This window comes from Pseudoroseomonas ludipueritiae (assembly GCF_014490445.1).
In the GTDB taxonomy this organism is placed as follows: Bacteria; Pseudomonadota; Alphaproteobacteria; order Acetobacterales; family Acetobacteraceae; genus Pseudoroseomonas; species Pseudoroseomonas ludipueritiae.
Genome location: NZ_JACTUZ010000095.1, coordinates 1 through 16,908 on the forward strand (window position 1 = coordinate 1; position 16,908 = coordinate 16,908).

15 protein-coding genes are annotated in these 16,908 nt (G+C 68.8%); 3 read left to right on the forward strand and 12 right to left on the reverse strand.

What is annotated here, in order from left to right; translation table 11 throughout:
* Positions 1–279 precede the first annotated feature (279 nt).
* Together IBL25_RS17480 and IBL25_RS17485 are read left to right on the forward strand one after the other, a co-directional pair.
* The gene (locus IBL25_RS17480) at positions 280–597 is read left to right on the forward strand and encodes a hypothetical protein (RefSeq protein ID WP_187779820.1); all 318 of its coding nucleotides are present in this window, start codon (positions 280–282) and stop codon (positions 595–597) included.
* A gap of 25 nt (positions 598–622) precedes the next feature.
* The gene (locus IBL25_RS17485; protein WP_187779821.1) at positions 623–3,172 is read left to right on the forward strand and encodes a heavy metal translocating P-type ATPase; all 2,550 of its coding nucleotides are present in this window, start codon (positions 623–625) and stop codon (positions 3,170–3,172) included.
* A 723-nt stretch (positions 3,173–3,895) separates the two neighbouring features.
* Here the strand turns inward: IBL25_RS17485 and IBL25_RS17490 are convergent.
* From IBL25_RS17490 to IBL25_RS26980, 11 genes are all read right to left on the reverse strand, one after another.
* A complete protein-coding gene (locus IBL25_RS17490) occupies positions 3,896–6,274 on the reverse strand; it encodes a heavy metal translocating P-type ATPase (protein ID WP_187779822.1) in 2,379 nt (792 codons plus the stop codon).
* Positions 6,275–6,824: 550 nt separating this feature from the next.
* Positions 6,825–7,199 (reverse strand): hypothetical protein, encoded by a 375-nt coding sequence (locus IBL25_RS17495; RefSeq protein ID WP_187779823.1) that lies wholly within the window; start codon positions 7,197–7,199, stop codon positions 6,825–6,827.
* 175 nt (positions 7,200–7,374) lie between these two features.
* Entirely contained in the window at positions 7,375–7,848 is a 474-nt protein-coding gene (locus IBL25_RS17500; protein ID WP_238940507.1) for a DUF411 domain-containing protein, read from the reverse strand.
* A gap of 10 nt (positions 7,849–7,858) precedes the next feature.
* Positions 7,859–8,362: an ATP-binding response regulator gene (locus IBL25_RS17505; protein ID WP_238940508.1), complete on the reverse strand. Its 504-nt coding sequence runs from the start codon at positions 8,360–8,362 to the stop codon at positions 7,859–7,861.
* A 105-nt stretch (positions 8,363–8,467) separates the two neighbouring features.
* Entirely contained in the window at positions 8,468–9,226 is a 759-nt protein-coding gene (locus tag IBL25_RS17510) for a copper resistance protein B (protein ID WP_187779825.1), read from the reverse strand.
* Positions 9,227–9,231: 5 nt separating this feature from the next.
* The gene (locus tag IBL25_RS17515) at positions 9,232–11,187 is read right to left on the reverse strand and encodes a copper resistance system multicopper oxidase (protein ID WP_187779826.1); all 1,956 of its coding nucleotides are present in this window, start codon (positions 11,185–11,187) and stop codon (positions 9,232–9,234) included.
* 70 nt (positions 11,188–11,257) lie between these two features.
* A complete protein-coding gene (cueR, locus tag IBL25_RS17520; RefSeq protein WP_187779827.1) occupies positions 11,258–11,740 on the reverse strand; it encodes a Cu(I)-responsive transcriptional regulator in 483 nt (160 codons plus the stop codon).
* A gap of 263 nt (positions 11,741–12,003) precedes the next feature.
* Positions 12,004–14,577 carry a heavy metal translocating P-type ATPase gene (locus IBL25_RS17525; RefSeq protein ID WP_275296020.1) on the reverse strand — a complete coding sequence of 858 codons (2,574 nt, stop codon included), beginning with the start codon at positions 14,575–14,577 and terminating at the stop codon, positions 12,004–12,006.
* A gap of 99 nt (positions 14,578–14,676) precedes the next feature.
* Positions 14,677–14,883, reverse strand: coding sequence for a heavy-metal-associated domain-containing protein (locus tag IBL25_RS17530; protein ID WP_202986798.1), 207 nt, complete (start codon positions 14,881–14,883; stop codon positions 14,677–14,679).
* A gap of 480 nt (positions 14,884–15,363) precedes the next feature.
* A complete protein-coding gene (locus IBL25_RS27615) occupies positions 15,364–15,615 on the reverse strand; it encodes an enoyl-CoA hydratase/isomerase family protein (protein WP_367615633.1) in 252 nt (83 codons plus the stop codon).
* A gap of 90 nt (positions 15,616–15,705) precedes the next feature.
* A complete protein-coding gene (locus IBL25_RS26980) occupies positions 15,706–15,978 on the reverse strand; it encodes an enoyl-CoA hydratase-related protein (RefSeq protein WP_238940509.1) in 273 nt (90 codons plus the stop codon).
* Between IBL25_RS26980 and IBL25_RS17540 the strand changes: the two genes are divergently transcribed.
* Positions 15,954–16,502: a methyltransferase domain-containing protein gene (locus IBL25_RS17540; protein ID WP_275296021.1), complete on the forward strand. Its 549-nt coding sequence runs from the start codon at positions 15,954–15,956 to the stop codon at positions 16,500–16,502. The two genes, IBL25_RS26980 and IBL25_RS17540, sit on opposite strands and share 25 nt — an antisense overlap.
* 24 nt (positions 16,503–16,526) lie before the next feature.
* Here IBL25_RS17540 and IBL25_RS26985 read toward each other — a convergent pair.
* Positions 16,527–16,908 (reverse strand): hypothetical protein (locus tag IBL25_RS26985; protein WP_456315872.1); only part of this gene is annotated, 382 nt, incomplete at its 5' end.

Consider the following 16,908-nt stretch of genomic DNA (forward strand, 5'->3'; position numbering starts at 1 on the left):
TGCTCAGGCAGGCTGCTCAACTGGACGCAGGTCCATAACAGCCTCTAGCGCGAGATCCGCTCGATCTGTGTCTTCGTGAGCCAGAACAGGTCAGCCATGGCAGCACCTCCGCTGCCATGGAATCACAGCAGGATCAAAGCGCAAAGGGATCGTTAATGGGTCCGGAGCCTACCTCCCTCGACATCACTTCCTGGCCAGCACGGGTCATGCCTTCTCGCTTCATAGAGAACGGCGCCCTCCTTCTGGCGCCCCTTCCCGGCACCTCCCTGGATCCACGCCGTGTCCATCCGCAGCGAGCAGCTCCCGCTGAAGCTCGAGATGCCCAGCACCGGCGCCGTCACCGGCGCCAGGATCGCCTTCGTCCTGGTGGCCGAGGACGAGGAGGAGGAACCCGAGCCCTTCATCGCCATCACCGTCCGGCACCCTCCGCGTGTCGACGGGGCCATGCTGTTCGGGACGCGGAGCCAGGACCGGCTCATCGAGGCGCGCGGGGTGGGTTCCATCGAACGCATGGTGGGCCGGATGGCGGAGGCGTGGGCTGGGACACAACAGCATGAATCTACCCTTGAACCTCCAGTGACTGGAGGTTGTATCTAGGGGACCATCAGCAGGAGATTGCTCGATGGACGGCCCGCGTGGCGGCAACATCCCCGGACAGCCGGTGACCTGGCGAGTTGAAGGCATGGACTGCGCATCCTGCGTGGCCAAGGTCGAGAAGGCGGTGAGCCGCCTACCGGGTATCAGCGACATCAAGGTCAACCTGATGGCGGAGCGCCTCGGCGCCACGCTGTCACCCGACGGCGCAACGCCGGAGGCCGTGGAGAAGCAGATCGGCGCACTGGGCTACAAGGCGACGCGCCTGGAAGCCGCGGCTGCCTCGCCACCGCTCTCCTGGCGGGTGGAAGGCATGGATTGCGGCTCCTGCATCGCCAAGGTGGAGAAGGCCGTAGGCCGCCTCCCCGGGGTTTCCGACGTCTCGGTGAACCTGATGGCCGAGCGGCTTACCCTGCGTCTCGCGCCGGGCACGACGGACGTCGCGGCGGTGGAGAGGCAGGTTGGGGCGCTGGGCTACAAGGTGAGAGCCTTGGCGCGCCAGGATGCCCCCGGTACGCCATCCGCTCCGGCGGATGGGCACGATCACGACCGTTGCCGCGGCCACGACCATGGCCACGGCGAACACGAACACGCCCATCCCAAGCCGGTCGGCACCCAGTCCGGGAGCGCCGATGACGGCAGCCATGCCCATGGTGGCGCGTTCGGCCACTCGCATGCCGATCATGAGGACCCCGCCGACGCGACTAAGCCATGGTACGCGACGGGCAAGGCGCGCTTGGTCTGGCTGCTGGGCACCCTCGTCGTTGGCGCCTACGCGCTGTCACTGGTGTTGCCGCACGACCTGACCTACCCGCTCTTCCTGATCGCGACGTTGGTCGCCCTGGTGCCGTTCGGGCGCCGGGCGTTCAACCTGGCGCGGGCAGGCTCACCATTCTCGATCGAGACCTTGATGGTAACCGCCGCCGCAGGCGCGGCCGTCATCGGCGCGGCGGAGGAAGCGGCGGTGGTCGTCCTGCTCTTCGCCTTGGGCGAGCTGCTGGAGAACGTGGCGGCCGGGCGCGCCCGGGCGGGCATCAAGGCGCTGGCCAACCTGATGCCCCGCACGGCGCTACGCCTGCGGGCCGACAACTCGACGGAGCAGGTGCCGTCGGATCGCCTGTCGGTGGGCGACCTCGTGCTGGTCCGCCCCGGCGACCGCGTGCCATGCGACGGCATCATCGAGGATGGCCGGTCCGCCCTGGACGAAAGCCCGGTGACGGGCGAGAGCGTGCCAGTAAACCGCGGCCCCGGAGAGGCGGTCGTCGCCGGGTCCATCAACACCGACGGCGCGCTGCGCGTGCGCGTGACGCGCGCCGCCACGGACAACACCATCGCCCGCATCATCCGCATGGTGGAGGAGGCCACCGCCTCCCGTGCGCCTACCCAGCGCTTCATCGAGCGCTTCTCGACCTATTGGACCCCGGGCGCGATGGTGGTCTCTGCCCTGGTGATCCTGGTTCCGCCCTTCCTGCTGGGCTGGGACTGGTGGACCAGCGTCTACCGTGGGCTGGCCGTGCTACTCATCGCCTGCCCTTGCGCGCTGGTGATCTCCGTTCCCGCCGCCCTGGCCTCCGGGCTGTCGGCGGGAGCCCGGCGTGGCCTCCTGATCAAGGGCGGCGCGGCGCTGGAGGAGATTGGGACGGCCCGGACGGTGGCCTTCGACAAGACCGGCACGCTGACGGCGGGCCACCCCAGGGTGACGGACGTGCTCCCGGCGTCCGGGACATCGGCGTCGGATCTCCTGGCCTATGCCGCGGCGGTGGAGCAGGGATCCTCGCATCCCTTGGCCAAGGCTGTCATGGCCGAGGCCGGGTCGCGCGGCATCGCGACACCCGCAGCCTCGGACCAGGGTGCTGTGCCGGGCAAGGCAGTCACCGCGACGGTGGGTGGCCGGAGGGTCAGCGTGGGCAGCCCGCGCCATGCAGCGGAGTTGGGTGCCAGGATGGGCGGCCTCGTCGAGCAGGCCGCGAGGTTGGAAGGCGAAGGCAAGACGGCGGTCGTGGTGGTCGTGGATGGCGCGGCGGCAGGTGTCCTGGCCCTCCGGGACGAGCCACGGGCGGACGCCGCCGCGGCTGTGGCCGCGCTGTCGAAGCTCGGCATCCGTTCAGTGATGCTGACCGGAGACAATGCCCGGACCGGTGCCGCCATCGCCAGTGGCCTGGGTCTGGACGTGAAGGCGGAGCTGCTGCCCGAGGACAAGCTGCGCGAAATCGGGGCGCTCCGCTCCGCCGGGTCCGTGGTCATGGTGGGCGACGGCATCAACGACGCCCCGGCGCTCGCGGCCGCCTCGGTCGGCGTCGCCATGGGCGGCGGCACCGACGTCGCGCTCGAGACGGCGGACGCCGCGGTGCTCAAGGACCGCGTCTCCGGCGTCGTGGAACTGGTAGGCCTGTCGCGCTCCACCATGACCAACGTGAAGACGAACGTGGCGATCGCCGTCGGCCTCAAGGCGGTGTTCCTGGTGACGACGATGGTCGGCGTGACCGGCCTCTGGCCCGCCATCATGGCAGATACCGGTGCGACCGTGCTCGTCACCCTGAACGCGCTGCGCCTGCTCGCCTGGAAGCCTGCGGTTTGACAGGTGCCTGGAGCCCGGGTGCCGGATGCGCGCAGGCGAGTGCAGCCTCGAGCAACCTGGACCCGGGAGCCAGCCACGCCCTGCCGACAACGCTCGCTACCGACGACCGGGTGGGTCAGAGCGGCGCTCTCGGCGGGCTGGCGGCGAAGGTTATCATCGGCCTCATCCTTCGGTGACGGCGTGCCGCCTGAACCCGGCCTTCAGCGCGGGGCGTTCAACTCGTCAGGACAAGCTCGTAGAGCCGCCGTGGCCGGGAGGAGAGCAACGGCCGTGCGTTCACGAAGAAGGTCGGCGTCTGGCGAACTCCGGAAGACCGGAGATCGGTCGTGTCGGCCTGCAGCACGCACTCGACCTGTGGGTGCCGCCCGTCCTCCCTGCCCCGCCCGACATCCAGGCTGGCGACCCCCGCAATCCTCCAGGCCTGCGCGAAGTTCGGCGCACCATGCTTGGCCTGCCCCGGCTGCCGGGTGATGCGGACGTCGAGCCCCGACCTGGACGGGCAGCGTCACGTCGAGCAGGGCGAGGTCCAACGGCGGCGTCGCAAGGAGACGCCGCATCTCCATGCCGTCTCGGGCATCGATAGCGTGAACCCGTTCCGGCGCAGCAGGGAGAGCAGGAGCTTGCGGAGGTCCTCGCTGGACAGCGCGGGCAGGTCCGCGGGCGACAGGCTTCGAAACCCGTCGGTGGCGGAGCGGTCCGTCAAGTCCTCCTCGACCCCGCCCGTCAGATGCGCGTGGCCCGCAGGCGCAGCGCGTTGCCGATCACCGAGACCGAGCTCAGCGCCATGGCCAGCGCCGCGACGATCGGGCTGAGCAACAGGCCGATGAACGGGTAGAGCACCCCCGCCGCCAGCGGCACCCCGGCCGCGTTGTAGACGAAGGCGAAGAACAGGTTCTGCCTGATATTCCTCATCGTCGCTCGGCTCAGTGTCCGGGCCCGGGCGATGCCCGCGAGGTCGCCCTTCACCAAGGTCACGCCCGCGCTCTGCATGGCGACGTCCGTGCCGGTGCCCATGGCAATGCCAACGTCGGCCTCCGCCAACGCCGGGGCGTCGTTGACGCCGTCGCCCGCCATGGCGACGACCTTCCCCTGGGCGCGGAGTTCCCGGACGATGCGGTGCTTGTCCTCGGGCAGGACGTCGCCCTGGAACTCGTCTATGCCGAGCCTGCGGGCAATCGCTTCCGCCGTCGTGCGGTTGTCGCCCGTCAGCATGACGATGTGGATGCCCTCGGCCCGCAGGCTCTCCAGCGCGGCAGGCGTGCTCCGCTTGACGGGGTCGGCGACCGCGATGACACCGCCCGGCCCACCGTCCACCGCCAGGAACAGCGCCGTGCCGCCCTCGCGCCGCAGCTCCTCGGCCTTGGCGGCAAGACCAACGAGGCCCACACCGAGTTCCTGCATCAGCCGCGCGTTGCCCAGCGCCACCCGGCGCCCGCCGACGGTGCCGGTCACGCCCTTGCCGGTGACGGAGACGAAGTCGGCGGGCTCGCCAAAGGCCATGCCGCGCTCCGTGGCCGCGGCCACCACGGCGGCGGCCAGCGGGTGCTCGCTCGACCGCTCCAGGCTGGCCGCCAGAGGCAGCACCTCGGCCTCGGTCAGGCCGGGCGCCGGGACCACGGCCACGACCTTGGGCTTGCCCTCGGTCAGCGTGCCGGTCTTGTCCACGACCAGCGTGTCGACCTTCTCCATGTGCTCGAGCGCCTCGGCGTTCTTGATGAGCACGCCCGCCGAGGCGCCCTTGCCGACGCCCACCATGATGCTCATGGGCGTGGCCAGGCCGAGCGCGCAGGGGCAGGCGATGATGAGCACCGAGACGGCCGCGATCAGCCCGTAGGAGAGCGCGGGCGACGGGCCCCAGACCGCCCAAGCGACGAAGGCGATGAACGCGATGGCGATGACTGCGGGGACGAACCAGCCCGCCACCGTGTCGGCCATGCGCTGGATGGGCGCCCGGCTGCGCTGCGCCTCGGCGACCATGGCAACGATGCGCGACAGCATGGTGTCGGAGCCGACCTTGTCCGCCCGCATCACCAGCGCGCCGGTGCCGTTCACCGTGCCGCCGATGACCTTGGCGCCGGGCTGCTTCTCGACCGGCAAGGACTCGCCCGTGACCATGGACTCGTCCACGGCGCCGCTGCCCTCCAGCACCGCGCCGTCCACTGGCACACTTTCGCCAGGCCGCACGCGCAGCCGGTCGCCCACATGCACCTCGGCCAGCGGAATCTCCTCGTCCTCGCCGTTATCTTTGACGCGCCGCGCGGTCTTGGGTGCCATGTTCAGCAGGGCACGGATGGCGCCGCCGGTCTGCTCGCGGGCGCGGAGTTCCAGCACCTGGCCGAGCAGGACGAGCACCGTGATGACGGCCGCAGCCTCGAAGTAGACGGCGACCGTGCCGCCCATGCCGCGGAACCCTTCGGGAAAGACGCCAGGCGCGAAGGTCGCGACCAGGCTGTAGAGGTAGGCGGCGCCGGTGCCGAGCGCGATCAGGCTGAACATGTTCAGGCTGCGGTTCACCACCGACTGCCAGCCGCGTACGAAGAACGGCCAGCCCGCCCAGAGCACCACGGGCGTTCCGAGCAGGAACTGGAGCCACACAGAGACCCTGGGCGGCACCAGGTGGTGCAGGTCGAGACCCGGGATGTGCGAGCCCATCTCCAGGACGAGGATGGGCAGGGTCAGCACGAGGCCGATCCAGAACCGCCGCGTCATGTCGGCGAGTTCCGCGTTCGGTGCGGCCTCGGCCGTGACCTCCAGCGGCTCCAGGGCCATACCGCAGATCGGGCAGTTGCCGGGTCCCTGCTGGCGCACCTCCGGGTGCATCGGGCAGGTGTAGATGGTGGCCTTCTCCGTCGCAGTCGGCGCGGCCGCCTTCTCCGCCGTCAGGTACTTGCCCGGGTCGCCCTCGAACTTCGACTTGCAGCCCGCCGAGCAGAAGTGGAAGGCGGCGCCGCCGTGATGCGCGTGGTGCGGCGTCTTGGCCGGATCGACCACCATCCCGCAAACGGGATCGTGCACCGTGGTCTGGTCGCCGCTAGCGGGCGCGTGCCCACTGGGCTGCGCGCCATGGCCGTGGCGATGGTGGTGGGGCTTGTGCTCGTCCATCTGCGGCGCTCCTCCGCGGCTGCTGTGGTCTTGTGGCTGTTCCGGAGATGGAGATTTCCGGTGTGGGAAGGTCAAGGCGCCGGATGGCTCTTTCTGGCGCCTGTGGCGCGGTCACTCGCGAGGCGAGCACGATGTACCGCTTCGATGTTCCCGGCATGAAGTGCGTCGGCTCCGCATAGCGGATTCGCAGGTTCTCCCCGTTCCCGGCAACGGCGACACGCCCGCCACCCACGACATTCTCGTTGTGGTCAGGCGGGTAGACCACGGCGATGTTCTCGCCTGCCCAACAACCTCGATGGGCCCGTTGGCCCGCGTCACCACGGCGGAAGCGCCGAACGCCGCAAACAAGGAGAGGCGGAAAGCGCGGATTGGAAGCGGGGTGTGATAGCGAGATCCTCAATCACGTTTGCCGTTCTGTCCGGCACCTGAAGAGGATGGGCCGCCACTGTGTCCGTCCGCTTGCGCCATCTTATCAGTTGATGTCAGCGGAACTGCATCCAGCTCCTCCGTGGGTGCGAGGTGGGCGCCCTGGGCGCCCCGCCCCATCTCGTCAGTGGTTCATCATCTGACAGTGCTGCATCATCTCCTGCATCTGCGGCGACAACGAACCTTGCTGGGCCTGGGCCCGCATCTGCTGGCAATGCTGCATCATCTGCTGCATGTTCATGCCGCCCATGCCTCCCATGTTGCGACCCTGCATGCCGGACATGTTGTGCCCGGGCATGGAGCCCATGCTGCCCTGGGCGCCACTGCTGGCCATGGCGGCGGACGAGCCCGGGGTGCTCGGCGCCGGGGTCAGGGACATCTGCGACGAGGTCGGCGTCGTGGCCGGGGGACCTCCGGGCTGCGCGCAGGCGGCGACGCCCAGCAGCAGCGTCGCCGCCAGGGCGAGCTTGCCGATCACCTTCGATGTGGTGTGGACCATGTGTCCTCCTAGGGGTGGCAGAGGTTCTGTAGACGCCCGAGTCCGCCGCAGCAGGCTAGGGTGACGACGCTGCATGGCGGGTTCGATACAGGGACCGTAACCGACGCGCCGTACACGGCGTGGGGCGACGGCAGGCCCTCGGGTGGCCCGCCGCGGGCGGGGATGGCGGCCGTGCTCACACCACCTCCAGGCCGCGGAAGCGCATCCACGGCCGCCAGGCGCCGTCGCGACCGAAGGCCACGACCTCGTAGGTCGAGGGCTCCGCCCCCGGCACCTCCATGCCCGGCACGCCGACCGGCATGGCGGGCACGGACAATCCGGCGATGCCCTTGGGGCTCTCCTTGAGCAGCCGCCGGATGGCGGCCGCGGGGACATGGCCCTCCAGGGCGTAGCGGCCCACCTTCCCGGCATGGCAGGAGATCAGGTCGGATGGCGTCCCGAGTGCCTGCCGGTGCGGGCCGACGGCGTCCACCACCTTGTCGTCCACCTCGAAGCCCTCGGCCCGCAGGTGTTCGACCCAGCCACCGCAGCAGCCACAGGTGCGGTCCCGCCAGGCTTCCACCTTGGGCGGGCCGCCGCAGGCCACGGGCAGCACGGCCAGGCCGAGCAGGCCAATCATGAGGTTCCGGCGCGTGCTCCAAGGGTGCATCGTCAATCTCCTAGGCAGGTCTGGGCAGGCGGATGCTGGCGCGGAGGCCGCCGCCCGTGAGGTTCTGGAGCGTCACCGATCCGCCATGGCGGCCGATTGCCTGGCGGGCGATGGCCAGGCCGAGGCCAGAGCCGCCGGTCCGGCGGTTGCGGGAATGCTCCAGACGGCAGAAGGGTTGGAAGACGCTCTCCAGCTGCTCCTCCGGCACCCCCGGCCCGGCATCGTCCACATGAATGACGAGCTCCTGCCGCTGGTCGACCAACGTGACGCGGGCCGAGCTGCCGTAATTCACCGCATTGTCGATGATGTTGGCGAAGGCGCGCTTCAGGGCGATGGTGTCCCACATCTCGGCGCCGCTGCGCGCGCCCGTCACCCGGAAGCCGTTCTGGCGCAGGAACTTGGCGATGAGCGTGCGCATCTCCCCGTCATCCTCGACGACGAGGATGTGGGCCTCGGCGGGGAGCGGGCTGACAGCCCGCGCCTCCCGCTCGGTGTCAGGATCGACCGGCGGCATCGGCTGATGCAGTCCACGCTGCGAGTTCGGTCATGTCGGCGTTTCCCATCACGGCCAGGACCATGCCGAGCCCAGAGTGGTGCATGCGGAGCACCATGACCGGCCTCAGAAGAACAGCCGGATGCCAGTCAGGAAGGCCCAGCCGCCCACATCCTCCCCCTCGTTGCGGGCGTAACGCGCGGTGTCGCCGAGCTTCCGCTCATAGCTGACGCCGATGTAGGGCGAGACCTCGCGGGTGAACTCGTAGCGCAGGCGGAGCCCGGCCTCGACATCGTTGAAGCCGCTGCCGACGCCCAGCTCGGGCACCTTCTGGAGCGCAAGGTTGACCTCGGCGTTGGGCTGGAGCACCAGCCGCTGGGTGATGTAGGCGTCGTAGGACACCTCGGCGCGCGCCGAGAGGTCGCCCTTCTCGCTGACGAAGCCCTGGACGTCGACCTCGAACATGCCGGGCGCCAGCCCTTGCAGGCCGATGACGCCGTAGAAGCGGTCAGGGCGCGGGCGGATGTCGTAGCGGACACCGGCCTGAAAGTCCCAGTAGTAGCCGAGCAGGCGGGAGTAGAGCAGTTGGGCCTCGGCGCTCTCGACCGTTCCGTTGCGCTTTGTCTCACCCTCGGTCTTCAGCCAGACGCGGTTGACGTCGCCGCCATACCAAGCCTGCCCGTCCCAGCGGCCGATGTTGGGGCCGTCCAGCCCCCAGCCATATTCCAGCTTCTCGAACAGCACCGCGCCGGTGAACACCTCGTGGCTGAAGGACGGCTCGGTGCTGTGCTGCATGGCCTGCGCCTGCGCCGGTACGGCCTGGAAGACGCCCGAGGCCAGGACAGCGAGGGATGTGGCGGCGGTCAGGATGCTCCTGGTCCTCATGGCCGTCACCGCGCCGAGACCGACTGCCGCGGCGCGACGACCGACACCTTGCGCATCATCCCGGTCTCCATGTGGTAGAGCATGTGGCAGTGGAAGCCCCAGCCGCCAGGCGCGTCGGCCTCGATGTCCACGTCGAGTGTCGAGCCGGGCTTGATGTTGACTGTGTGCAGCAGGGGATTCTCGGCCCCGTTGCCGACCTGCGGCATCATCCACATGCCGTGCAGGTGCATCGGGTGGTTCATCATGGTCTCGTTGACGAAGCGGAAGCGCGCCCGCTCGCCGAGGCGCAACTGGATGGGCTGCGCCTGGCTGAAGCTGTTGCCATTGATGGACCAGAAGTACCGCTCCATGTTGCCGGTCAGCCGGATCTCGATGACACGGGTGGGGTCGCGGACCGGATAGAGCGGCTTGGCGGCGCGCAGGTCGCGGTAGGACAGCACGCGGGCGCCCGGCGGGGCGCCGACGTCGTTCACCAGGGGGTCCGGCGTCGCCATGCCGCCATGGCCCATGGCGCTGTGGTCCATGCCGCCCGGCGCCGCGCCGCCCGCGGGACCGTGGTTCATGCCCGCCATGTCGCCCATCGTGCCGTGATTCATGCCAGCCATTCCGGCATGGTTCATTCCGGCCATGCTCGAGTGGTCCATGCCCGCCATGGCGGAATGATCCATCCCGGCCATGTTCCCGTGGTTCATGCTGCCGGTGGGGCCGTGCTGCATGACCTGGGAGCCTCCGGCGGGCATCGGCATGGCGGAGTGGTCCATGCCGCCCATGTCCATCGGCGCCACATGGCCGGGCGCGTCCACCTCCGGCATCGGCGTGCCGCGGTCCAGGCCGCTCGGCCCGTAGTTCATGCCCATGTCGGCCATGGTCAGCACGGGGCGCGGGCGGTGCGGCGGCAGCGGCAGGGCGGGCATGCCCTCCTGCGTGGCCAGGCTGAACTGCGCGAAGCCCTGGCGGCCCATGGATTCCGCCAGCACCTGGTATTGTCGCCCGTCGCGCGGGCGGACCAGCACGTCGAAGGTCTCGGCCGGGGCGATGCGGAACTCGTCCACCGTGACCGGGCGGACGTTGTTGCCATGCGCCTGCACCACCGTCATCTCGAGCCCGGGAACGCGCACGTCGAAATGGGTCATGGCGCCGCTGTTGATGAAGCGCAGGCGTAGCGTCTCGCCCGGCCGGAACAGCGCGGTGAAGTTCTGCGCCGGGGTGTGGCCGTTGACGAGGTAGGTGTAGCCGCCGACGTCCTCGATGTCCGTCGGGTCCATCCGCATGTCGCCCCACATGATGCGGTCGGAGACGATGGCCGAACGGGCGGCGCCGTCCGGCGCGCGGCGCAGCTCGCCGATCAGGCTGGCCAGGGTGCGCTTGTTGTAGTTGTAGTAGCCGGGATCGCGCTTGAGGTTGGCGATGACGTGGCTCGGCGTCTCGTCCGTCCAGTCCGACAACTGGATGATGAAGTCGCGGTCGTAGCCGAAGGGCTCCGGCGCCGCGGGATCGATGACGATGGCGCCGTAGAGCCCGGACTGCTCCTGCACGCCCGAGTGGCTGTGGTACCAGTAGGTCCCGGCCTGGACGAGCGAGAAGCGGTACTGGTGCGTGCCGCCCGCGTCGATGCCCTGGAAGCCGTCGCTGATGCCCGGCACGCCGTCCTGGCTGCTCGGCAGGATCAGGCCATGCCAGTGGATCGAGGTGTGCTCGCGCAGCCGGTTGGCGACGTTGATCACAACCTCCTCGCCCTCGCGGAAGCGCAGGACGGGACCTGGGATCTGCCCGTTGATGGCCATCGCCGGGCGGTGCCGCCCGGTGATGTTGGCCGTCACGTGGGACAGGGTCAGGTTGAACTCGCGCGGCATAGCCCGGCCGACGGCGGGCTGGGCCAGGGCGCCGGACGCGGCCGGGAACGCCAGGGAGGCGACCCCGAGGCCCAGCGCCTGCCGCCTGCTCAGCTTGTCATTGGTCATCGTTCGATTCTCGCCCTTCGGCATTCCTGATCTCCGCCGCCCTTGGTTGAACCTGCTCGCGGCATCAGGCTTAGCCCGCGTGCGGCTGAGCCGGGCATCCCGCAGCGCCGCGCTTCCGGGTGCCAAAATGGCCTGTCACATCGGCGCCACTCGCCGCCGCCTGCGGCCCGCCCTCGAGGTCGCGCAGGATGGGGCACTCCGGCCGATGGTCGCCGTGGCAGGCGTCCGCCAACTCCTGCAGGGTGTCCCGCATGGCGGTGAGCTCCAGGATTCTCGCGTCCAGCTCGGCCACGTGCCGCTGGGCGACCACCTTCACGTCCGCGCTCGACCGTTCGCGATCCTGCCACAGGCCGACCAGCAGCTTGATGCGCTCGATGGAGAGGCCGAGGTCGCGCGCCCGCCGGATGAAGCGCAGCGTGCTCACGTCCTTCAGCGAGTAGACGCGGTAGCCCGCCTCGGTCCGGGCCGCCTTGGGGAGCAGCCCGATGCTCTCGTAGTAGCGGAGCATCTTGGTCGACACGCCCGAGGCCGCCGATGCCTGCCCGATGTTCATGCCTGCATCCTTCTCCAAACCGCCCTCGCGGCGGTGCCTGCTCCGCAAGTTGGGGTTTCCCATCGTGGGAGGGTCAAGGCCCCCCCACGCCCCCGTCACTTTCACCATGGACCGTGATCCTCCTGCCGCTCGCCGTGCCGGAAAGCCCGCGCTCGGTGGGACCCACCCCACACCGCCCGGCGGCGGGCTCCCGGCGCGGCAGCCCGGCCGGGTCGGAGCGGCGTGAGCCTCGGCGCCCAACACGAGCTGATCACCCGCACCGGTCAGGCAGCCGCGGATGCGGTGTGGGTGGCAGGCGACCGGGCACCGTCGTGCGTGGCCTCCATAGGCGGGCGGAACCCCCGCAGGCGCAGCGCATTGGTGAGCACGAAGACGCTGGAGAGTCCCATGGCCGCCGCCGCCAGCATGGGTGAAAGCAGCACGCCGGACACCGGGTAGAGCAGACCGGCCGCCACCGGGATCAGCGCCGTGTTGTAGGCGAAGGCCCAGAACAGGTTCTGGCCGATGTTGCGCATCGTCGCCTGCGACAGGGCGATCGCGTTCGGCACGCCCCGCAGGTCGCCCGACATCAGAACCACGTCCGCACTCTCGATCGCGATGTCCGTGCCGGTACCGATGGCGAGCCCCACATCGGCGGCGGCGAGCGCTGGCGCGTCATTGATGCCGTCGCCGACGAAGGCGACCTTGCGCCGTCCACCCGCCTTCAGGCGCTCCACCACGGCCACCTTGCCATCCGGCAGCACCTCCGCCTCCACCTCGTCGATGCCGAGGCGGCGGGCGATGGCTTCGGCGGTGCGCCGGTTGTCGCCGGTGACCATCGCCACCTTGAGGCCGAGCCGGTGCAGTGCCTCCACGGCCGCGGGCGTCGTCTCCTTGATCGGGTCGGCGACGGCAATGGCCGCAGCAAGCCGCCCATCCACGGCAGCATAGAGCGGCGTCTTGCCCTCGTCGGCGAGACGTGCCGCCGCTTTCGTGAAGGCGGTCAGGTCATGCCCGAGGCGGACCATGTAGCGGTCGGCGCCGACCTCGACCCGTCGTCCATCGACAGTGGCGGCCACGCCATAGCCCGGCACAGCCTCGAAGGCCTCAACCGTGGACAGCATCAGCCCGCGCTGCCGGGCCGCCTCAACGATGGCTTCCGCCACGGGATGCTCGGAACGCGCCTCGGCAGCGGCGACCAACGCGAGAATCTCGGCTTCAGCGAAGCCGGGAGCGGCCACCAGGTCGGTCAACTCCGGGCGACCCTTGGTCAGCGTCCCGGTCTTGTCCACCGCCACGACCTGGGCATCCCGCAGCGTCTGCAATGCCTCGCCCTTGCGGAACAGCACGCCCAACTCGGCCGCCCGTCCTGTTCCCACCATGATGGAGGTCGGCGTGGCCAGCCCCATGGCGCAGGGGCAGGCGATGATCAGCACCGCCACGGCATTGACGAGCGCGAAGGTCAGCGCCGGATCGGGGCCGAAGACGAGCCAGACCGCGAACGTAAGGGCAGCCGCCGCCATGACGGCCGGGACGAACCACATGGTCACCCGGTCCACCATGGCCTGGATCGGCAGCTTGGAGCCCTGTGCGGACTCCACCATGCGCACGATCTGGGCCAGCACCGTGTCGGCTCCGACCGCGGTCGCACGGAAGCGGAAGGAGCCGGTCTTGTTCACGGTCCCCCCGACGACGGACGCGCCCGCCTCCTTCCGGACCGGCACCGGCTCGCCGGTGACCATGCTCTCATCCACAAAGGAGGCGCCATCCAGCACCTCGCCATCCACGGGCAGCCGCTCGCCGGGGCGTACCAGCACGATGTCGCCCGCTCCCACCTCGGCCACCGGAAGTTCCACGGTCTGGCCGCCGCGCTCCACCCGCGCAGTCTTGGCCTGAAGGCCCATCAGGCGCTTGATCGCTTCCGAGGTGCGCCCCTTGCTGCGGGCCTCCAGGAAGCGGCCAAGCAGGATGAGCGTGACGATGACAGCCGAGGCCTCGTAGTAGACGTTGCGCGCGTTGGCAGGCAGCAACGCGGGCGCGAAGGTGGCGACCGTCGAGTAGATCCAGGCGGCGGCGGTGCCGAGCGCCACCAGGGAATTCATGTCGGGGCCACCGCGCAGCAGGTTGGGCCAACCCTTCCTGTGGAAGCGCAGCCCCGGGCCGAAGACCACCAGCGTCGCCAGGCCGAACTGGAGGTACCAGGCGGCCTCCATGCCAATGCTGGACGCGATCCAATGGTGCACCCCAGGAACGAAGTGGCTGCCCATCTCCAGCAGGAAAAGCGGTGCCGTCAGCACGGCCGCGAGCACCATCGCGCGCCGGAGTGAGGAGAGTTCGCGCTCGCGGGCTTGGCGCTCACGGTCCACCCGCGCATCGGCGGCCTCAAGCGATGTTCGGCGGGCCACGTAACCAGCGCGGCGCACGGCCGCTTCCAGGGTGGCGGCATTCACGGCGCCGCCCGCATAACGCACGAGGGCGCGCTCGGTCGCCAGGTTCACCGAAGCTTCCAGAACTCCCGGCACAGCCTTGAGGGCCCGCTCCACGCGGCCAACGCAGGAGGCGCAGGTCATTCCTTCAATGGAAAGCTCCGTTGTCTCCTCCGGCACGGCGTAGCCTGCGCGGCCAACCGCTGCGAGGAGTACGGGGAGGTCGGGGCGCCCGGAAAAGCGAAGCTCCGCGCGTTCGGTGGCAAGGTTGACGCTGGCCTGGGTGACCCCCGGCAACTTGGCCAAGGCACGCTCCACGCGGCCGACACAGGAGGCGCAGGTCATTCCCTCGATGGGTAATGACAAGGCATTCTCAGCCTCTTGCGCGCCAGCCCGATGGACCTGCGGCACGGCATTGGTGTCCGGAGCCATGATTCTTCCTCTGTGATTTTCGTCGCCGCCCCGAGGGATGGAGCTTGCGGTGCGTCGGCGCCGGGCTTGCGGAGTCTTCCGCAAGCCCGGACCTGCGCGTCAGGCCGCTTGGCGCTCGCTCTTCCAGCCCGCATCGCGGAGAGCGCGGTCCAGAGTGTCGGCGTCGGCCGCCTTGGTCTCGACGCTGATCTCGCGCTGCTCAACGTTGGTTTCGACCACGGCGTTCGGGTCCACCTCACGCACGGTGTCCACCACGCCCTCGGCGCAGCCGCCGCAGGTCATGTTCGAAATCTTGAAGCGCAGCATGGGTGTCTCCTTCGCATTGCTGTCGAGCCACGAAGGTGGCGTTTCCCACCGTGGGAGGGTCAAGGGCCTGTATTCAGCCTGATGGCGCCGCCTTATAAATTTGTCTGATGCAGGTGGACGGGGTTGAAGCTGCTGTCGTGGGCAGCATCCTTCGTGGCCGGTACAGGCAGATGCGCCACTACTCCGCGGGACCACACACGTCCGCCACCAAGAGATCTCGTAGAAGGGCGGACATCAGATGGCTGGCCAGGGCGAGCCCACCTCCGACCCTGCCGTTGGTGGTGCGTGCTCAGTAACCCATACCGGTTCCCTGTTCACCGGCCTTCGTATGATGGCGGCCGTTATTCCAGAAAAGCCGCGGTCCCTCCCCTTGCGTCCTGGGTCTGCACGATGCGCGCGAAGCGGCTCCCTCGATCGCCAGGCCATCATCGATGAAAGCCTCCATGCCCCGGTGGATCGCGGACAGGGCAGCGGCCAGCGTCAAGGGCGGCTTGGCAGCCAGATCCGCCGCGAGGGACAGCGCGGCATCGAGCAGGCCAGAGGCGGCACGACGCGGTTAACCAAGCCGAGGCGCAGGGCTTCTGCGGCGTCGAACCTTCGCCCGGTCAGAATAAGTTCGGTAGTCGCCTTGCGACCGATGTTGCGGGGAGGCGCTGGGTGTCCCTGAAGGTCGGTATGATCCCGATATTGATCTCTGCCTTCGAGAACACGGCCATGTCGGCGGCCAAGCAATGTGCGTGGATTCTACCAGTTCGCAGCCCCCAAAGGCGAGGCCATTCACCGCGGCGATAATGGGCTTGGGAAAGCTCTCGACCCACCGGGTCATCCGATGGCCACGCCGCATGAAACATGCGACGGCCTCAGCCGGACCGGCCTCCACACGACGCGGAATGCAGCAATGTCGGCACCGGCACTGAAGGCCCGGCCAGCTTCCGTGATGACAACCGCACGCAGGGCGGGATTCAACTCGATGACGTCCAAGGCGGCGGCGATCGCGGCCAGCAAGCCGTTGTCCAGAGCGTTCAGCTTCTCGGGGCGGTTGAGCATCAGCAATGCGACCTGGCCCTTGATTGCAGTGGACAGCACGTCATTCATGTCCCAGCTCCTTCAAAACCGGAGGCGTGATGGCTCTGCCATTTGCAGATGCCTCCTTTGATGCCGTAAGTATTGAGCGGACCTTGCAGCACCTCACCGATCCGGTGGGTGCGATGGCCGAACTCGCCCGTGTACTGTGGCACGGAGGCCGTCTTGCCGCCCTCGAACCAGGCTGCCATACGGTAGTGGTCGCTGGTGGGCCGATGGAAGTCCTGCGAGCCTATGTCCACCAGAAGGCTGATATGGGTGCGGGGCAAGGTGCGATCGGGCGGGATCTGCCGTGGCTCCTGCGGCAGGCAGGCTGCACGCCAACCGAGATCAGCGGCGAGGTTCTCGTTATGCGCGACTTAGCGAGCGCCGACGTTATTCTCTCTTTACGTGGCAACTTGGCCGGTACTGTTGATGCAGGCACCCTTCTCGCCGATGCAGCTAATGACTGGTGGACAGCGCGGGAGGAGCGCGACAGAAGCGAAGTCTTTTATTGCTTCGATCAACGGGGTTCTGTGGGCGCCACACGGGAATAGTGTCCGCTCACATCGCTAGCTGCCTCAACGAGGCAGCTTATCGAAGCCGTATATCAGGAACCGCTCGAATAGAGCGGCCTTGATGTTGGTCGGCCCAGTGCTCTGAGACGCGCCGGAGATCGTGACGGCCTTGGCACCTATCGTGCGCTCGAACTCAGGCAGCAGCTCTTGATAGGCGAGGGAGAAGCCACCTGAAGTCATGACGGTGGTTTCGGCACGCGCGGCGCCTGAAAACGCCAGGATTGCTCCAGTGAGAACAAGGGCAAACATCACTGGGTAGGCGCTTGAACATGGCTTCCTCCACGTCGCCTGATTCTCTTCCGGCTCTTGGCTACCGCGCCGATCATCCTGAAGCTCAGTCGGGTTGCAGCTTCCGCTCCTGAACAACCTTCTTATAAACCTCGTA